We start from the raw sequence: 5,532 nt of genomic DNA, 5'->3' as shown, positions 1-5,532 counted from the left end.
GCATCAAGAGATAAGGTGTGTCGGGTGTGAACAGGCCGTTGATGGCGATCGAGGCGGCGGCGACCAGCGAACCGACAACCAGCACGCGGCGGAAGCCGGCGACGCGGAAGATCAGCGCGGTGACGAATTTCATGCCGATGGCGCCGATTGCAGAGACGAAGGTGATCATGCCGGACTGGAACGGCGTCAGCCCAAAACCGATCTGGAACATCAGCGGCAGCAGGAACGGCACAGCACCAATGCCGATGCGGAACAGTCCGCCGCCAAGCACCGAGGAGCGGAACACCTGGTTGCGGAACAGTTCGAGCGCCAGCAGCGGGTTTTTGGCGCGCCGCGCGTGCAGCAGATAGAGCGCCCCCGACACGAGGCCGACCGTTACGGTGGTGACACCGACGATTGGCGGCAGATAGGGCAAGCTGACCACCGACAGGCCAAACACCACCCCGGATGCCGCCAGCCCGCTCAGCACGAAGCCGATGAAATCAAGTGGCGGGGTCTGCGCGGGTTCGGTCTCCGGCAGGAAACGTGTTGCCAGCCAGATGCCGACCACGCCGATCGGCACATTGATCAGGAAAATCCAATGCCAGGTGAAATAGGTGGTGATGAAGCCACCGACCGGCGGTCCGACCAGCGGCCCGACCAGCGCCGGAACGGTCAGCCAGGACATCGCCGCGACGAGTTCGCTTTTCGGTGTCGCGCGCACCAGCACCAGCCGCCCGACCGGCGTCATCATGGCGCCCCCAATGCCTTGCAGAAAGCGGGAGACCACAAAAGCTGGCAGCGAACCGGAGAGCGCACAGGCTATTGAGCCGACGATGAAGACCGCGATCGCGGCACGAAAGATATTCTTGGCGCCGAAACGGTCTGCCATCCAGCCGCTGATCGGAATAAAGATCGCCAGCGAGACGAGATAGGCGGTCAGCGCCAGCTTGAGCGCGATCGGACTGGTGTGGATGTCGACGGCGATCGCCGGCAGCGATGTCGCAATGACGGTCGAATCCATGTTTTCCATGAAAAGGGCGACCGCCAGGATGAGCGGGATGGTGCGGTTCACAAAACGCGTCCGACTTGATTCTTTTACGGTTGACCGGGAGGCAAGCCAACATGCAGGGCGGTTATCATGGGCCGGCTCTGATGTCGCATTAATTTGCTGTCACTTTTGTGCGACTGCGGGGAGACAGGCAGTTCGCTTGGCCTGCCGCCGTGCCTAAATCAGAACTGCCGGGACGGCCAAGGTCTTCTCGTTCCGTCTCCAGGCGCTGGCCAAGCAGCAAAGAATAGCTTGCGAATGGCGATGTGTCACATTATTGTAGTGTATATAACTACTATATGGACTTTGTCATGGAAGAAGCCGTTTCGGCAGCCGATGCCAACCGCAAGTTCTCTCTCATCCTGCGCGGTGTTCGCGAAGGACAGAGCTACGTCGTGACCAGTCACGGACGCCCGGTCGCGCGAATAGTGCCCGCCGATCGACAGCAGGGTGTGGCTTCCCGCTCGCGCGTAGCGTTGTTGTCGCGCCTCGAGCGCCAGCCTGTTTTGGATGTCGGGCGCTGGACCCGTGGCGAGCTCTACGAGGACGAGCGATGAAGGTTGCGCTCGACACCAATGTCCTTGCCTGCGCGGAAGGGGTCAACGGTGCCGAGAAGCGCGATATTGTTCTTGAACTGCTGCGCAACCTACCGCAAGAGGCTGCTGTTATTCCTGTTCAGGTCCTTGGTGAGCTGTACAACGTTCTCGTCCGCAAGGCCGGAAGACCGCCTGTAGAAGCCCGGGATGCCCTTCTGGGCTGGCGCGACGCGTTTCCAGTTGCCGCGACAGTGCAAGACGTAATGATGATGGCGGCTGATCTGGCTACGGACCACCACTTCAGCATTTGGGACGCGGTCATTCTGTCCACCGCTTCCCAAACCGGTTGTCGGATGCTCCTTTCGGAAGACCTGCAAGATGGCTTCACATGGGGTGGGGTAACTGTCGTCAGCCCTTTCGCATCGCCGCGTCACGTTCTGCTCAATGCTCTCTTGGGGGAGTCTTCTGGATAGAACGCGAAACACCGAGACGATCGGCTTTTCATTGGCGCTTGGACGTGGTACCAGCCAGCGCCAATCCTGAAAGGGAAGAAACGAGTCGGCGCTGTCCATTCCGGTCCAGCGCTTTTTTGTATTCCCCCACCGCGTTTTATATTCAAGGGACTGGCCATGGCAAAAATCATCGAAACGTCCACTGGCGCATTGGCGCTGACCTTTGACGACGTGCTGCTGCAGCCCGGCCATTCCGAGGTCATGCCCGGCGAGACCGATGTCCGCACCCGCATCGCCGGCGACATCGACCTCAACGTGCCGATCCTCTCGGCGGCGATGGACACCGTCACCGAGGCCAGGCTCGCCATCGCCATGGCCCAAGCCGGCGGCATTGGCGTCATCCACCGCAATTTCTCGCCGGCCGAACAGGCCGAGCAGGTGCGGCAGGTCAAGAAATTCGAATCCGGCATGGTGGTCAATCCTGTCACCATCGGCCCCGACGCGACGCTCGCCGACGCGCTGGGCCTGATGCGCAGCTATTCGATCTCGGGCATTCCGGTGGTCGAGAATGGTGGCACTGGCGGCCACAAGGTCGGGCGGCTGATCGGCATCCTGACCAATCGCGACGTGCGCTTTGCCTCCGATCCGGCGCAGAAGGTCCATGAGCTGATGACCCGTGACAACCTGATCACGGTCAAGGAGAACGTCGACCAGGACGAGGCCAAGCGGCTTCTGCATCAGCACCGCATCGAAAAGCTGGTTGTCGTCGACAGGCAGGGCAACTGCGTCGGATTGATCACCGTCAAGGACATCGAGAAGTCGCAGCTCAACCCGCACGCCAGCAAGGACGCACAGGGCCGCTTGCGCGCCGCCGCGGCCACCAGCGTCGGCGATGACGGCTATGAACGCGCCGAACGTCTCATCGATGCCGGCGTCGACCTTCTGGTGATCGACACCGCGCATGGCCACTCGCAACGCGTGCTCGACGCGGTGACGCGCGCCAAGAAACTCTCCAACTCGGTTCGCATCCTGGCCGGCAACGTCGCCACCGCCGCGGGCACGCAGGCGCTGATCGACGCCGGTGCCGACGCCGTCAAGGTCGGCATCGGTCCGGGCTCCATCTGCACCACCCGCATCGTCGCCGGCGTCGGCGTGCCGCAGCTCTCGGCGATCATGTCGGCGGTCGAGACGGCGCACAAATCCGGCGTCTCGGTGATCGCCGATGGCGGCATCAAATATTCCGGCGATCTGGCCAAGGCGCTCGCCGCCGGCGCAAGTGCGGCCATGATCGGCTCGCTGCTGGCCGGGACCGACGAAAGCCCGGGCGAGGTCTATCTGCACCAGGGCCGCTCCTTCAAGGCGTATCGCGGCATGGGCTCGGTCGGCGCCATGGCCCGCGGCTCCGCCGATCGCTACTTCCAGGCCGAGGTGCGCGACACGCTGAAATTGGTCCCTGAAGGCATCGAGGGGCAGGTTCCCTACAAGGGACCTGTGTCTGGCGTGCTGCACCAGCTTGCGGGCGGCTTGAAAGCCGCTATGGGTTATGTTGGTGGCCGCGACCTTGCCGATTTCCGCGAGCGCGCCACCTTTGTGCGCATATCCAATGCCGGACTTCGTGAAAGCCACGCCCATGACGTCACGATTACCCGCGAAAGCCCGAACTATCCCGGTGGAGCCTGACCAGTACGGGCTCGGGCGGAACCTGACGGCAACGATCCTGCGGCTGTCTCGCCACGCAGGCGCGCTCTGTTTCCTGTCGGCGGTGGTTTTCATCGCCATGACGGCTTTGGAATTCTTCTATTTCCGCCAGTTGAGCGGCGGCTTGCCGTCGCTCGACATGCGCATTTTAGGGTTTACGCCGGACGAAGGCATGGCCTGGCTGACAGCGCTCGGCCGGCGCGGCGGCGAGATCATTCTCGTCTGGCACTATCTGACCTTCGACCTGTTGTTCCCGGCGCTGCTGTCGGTCACGCTGGTCAGCCTCATCCTGGCCACCGGCCGGCGATTGAAGGCTTTCCGCGTGCTGCCGGCGCAGCTGCAGTCGATTTTCGCGTTGGTCCTGGTGCTTCCCTACACGCTTGCACATTACGTTCAGAACTTTGCGGTGGCGCGGCTTCTGTCCGATTTCCTGTCGGCCAACCCGGACTCGCTGTCTTTCGCCTCGGCGCTCACCGTCACCAAATTCGCGCTTTTCGCCATACCGGTGATCGTCATCGCGGCCTTCTGGCTGGCGGGCCAGAAACGCCAGGCCTGATGCCGCACGCGAAGCCCAACCGGGCAGGGGGCACTTGATGAACCAGACCACGATCTTCTGGCCCGTTCTCGCGCATGTGCTGCTGATCTACATCGTCTACTGCGTCCTGGGTCGTCGCAGATACGGCGCAATAAGGTCAGGCGAGGCGAAGGCCGGTCAGTTCAAGGTGCGTTCGGCCGAACCGGCCTCCAGCGTCACCGTTGCCGCCAATCTCACCAACCAGTTCGAACTGCCGGTGCTGTTTTACGTGCTGTGCCTGACGCTGCACCTGACCAACGGCGTCAACTATCTGACCTTGTCGCTGATGTGGATTTTCGTCGCGTCCCGCTATTTCCATGCCTGGATTCACCTGACCAGCAACAATCTGCTGCTGCGCAGCCGGTCATTCTTCGTCAGTGCGGTGATTCTCCTGCTGGGATGGATCTGGTTCGCGCTGCACCTGCTCGGCGCGGTCTGAGCAGAGCGCTTCTGCCTTCTCCCACAGGGGAGAAGGGAAGTCCGTTCGCCTAAAGGTCGAACACCGCGATCTTGCGCTTGTCGAACTTGATGCCGATCTCGCCGCGTACCAGCTTGAGCGCGGCCTCGCCGAACACCGCGCGCCGCCAGCCTTGCAGCGCCGGTACGTCGGCTTCCTCGCCCTCGGCGGCGATACGGTCGATGTCGTCGCTGGAGGCCAGCACCTTGGAAGCGACGCCCTCCTTTTCGGCAACGATCCGCAGCAGCACCTTCAACAGTTCCGCCGCGGCGCTCGAGCCCTCGGGCGGCTGGAAACTCTTTGGCAGTTTCGGCATCTCTTCCTTGGGCAAGGCAAGCGCGGTGTTGACCGCGCCAAGCAGCGCCGTTGCCGTCGACGAGCGCTCCCAGCCCTTCGGCGTCGTGCGCAGCTTGCCGAGGGCTGCCGCGTCGCGCGGCGCCTGCTGCGCCACCTCGTAGATCGCGTCGTCTTTCAGAACGCGGCCGCGCGGCACGTCACGTTCGCGCGCCTCGCGCTCGCGCCACGCCGCCACGCCCTGCACGATCGCCAGTTCCTGCGGTTTGCGCAGCCGCATCTTCAACCGCTTCCAGGCGTCCTCGGGGTGCGGATCATAGGTTTCGCGCGAGGTCAGGACCTCCATTTCCTCGTTGAGCCAATGGGCGCGGTTTTCCCGCTCCAGTTCGGCGCTGAGGTGTTGGTAGACCTCGATGAGATGCGTGACGTCGGCCAGCGCATAGTCGAGCTGCTTGTCGGAAAGCGGCCGGTGGCGCCAGTCGGTGAAACGC

7 protein-coding genes are annotated in these 5,532 nt (G+C 62.9%); 5 read left to right on the top strand and 2 right to left on the bottom strand.

The annotated features are described in order from the left end of the window. The coding region (locus EN964_RS22680; RefSeq protein WP_127276747.1) for an MFS transporter at positions 1 to 1,054 on the bottom strand (1,054 nt) is incomplete at its 3' end. Between the two features lie 287 nt (positions 1,055 to 1,341). Here EN964_RS22680 and EN964_RS22675 point away from each other — a divergent pair. The 5 genes from EN964_RS22675 to EN964_RS22655 all read left to right on the top strand — a co-directional run bounded on the left by EN964_RS22675 (position 1,342) and on the right by EN964_RS22655 (position 4,729). After that, positions 1,342 to 1,587, top strand: coding sequence for a type II toxin-antitoxin system prevent-host-death family antitoxin (locus tag EN964_RS22675; RefSeq protein WP_127269485.1), 246 nt, complete (start codon positions 1,342 to 1,344; stop codon positions 1,585 to 1,587). Beyond that, complete coding sequence (locus EN964_RS22670; protein ID WP_127269486.1) at positions 1,584 to 2,039, top strand: PIN domain-containing protein; 456 nt, start codon at positions 1,584 to 1,586, stop codon at positions 2,037 to 2,039. Before EN964_RS22675 ends, EN964_RS22670 begins: the two co-directional genes overlap by 4 nt. Positions 2,040 to 2,195: 156 nt before the next feature. Continuing rightward, positions 2,196 to 3,698 carry an IMP dehydrogenase gene (guaB, locus tag EN964_RS22665; RefSeq protein ID WP_127269487.1) on the top strand — a complete coding sequence of 501 codons (1,503 nt, stop codon included), beginning with the start codon at positions 2,196 to 2,198 and terminating at the stop codon, positions 3,696 to 3,698. Beyond that, positions 3,649 to 4,272, top strand: coding sequence for a hypothetical protein (locus EN964_RS22660; protein WP_127269488.1), 624 nt, complete (start codon positions 3,649 to 3,651; stop codon positions 4,270 to 4,272). Before guaB ends, EN964_RS22660 begins: the two co-directional genes overlap by 50 nt. A 37-nt stretch (positions 4,273 to 4,309) precedes the next feature. Next, entirely contained in the window at positions 4,310 to 4,729 is a 420-nt protein-coding gene (locus EN964_RS22655) for an MAPEG family protein (protein ID WP_127269489.1), read from the top strand. A gap of 49 nt (positions 4,730 to 4,778) precedes the next feature. Here the strand turns inward: EN964_RS22655 and EN964_RS22650 are convergent. After that, positions 4,779 to 5,532 (bottom strand): HRDC domain-containing protein (locus EN964_RS22650; RefSeq protein ID WP_127276745.1); only part of this gene is annotated, 754 nt, incomplete at its 5' end.

The organism is Mesorhizobium sp. M7A.F.Ca.CA.001.10.2.1, assembly GCF_003998575.1.
Taxonomy (GTDB): Bacteria; Pseudomonadota; Alphaproteobacteria; order Rhizobiales; family Rhizobiaceae; genus Mesorhizobium.
Note: the sequence above shows the minus strand (reverse complement) of the source record. Positions and strands in the feature narration are given on the sequence as shown.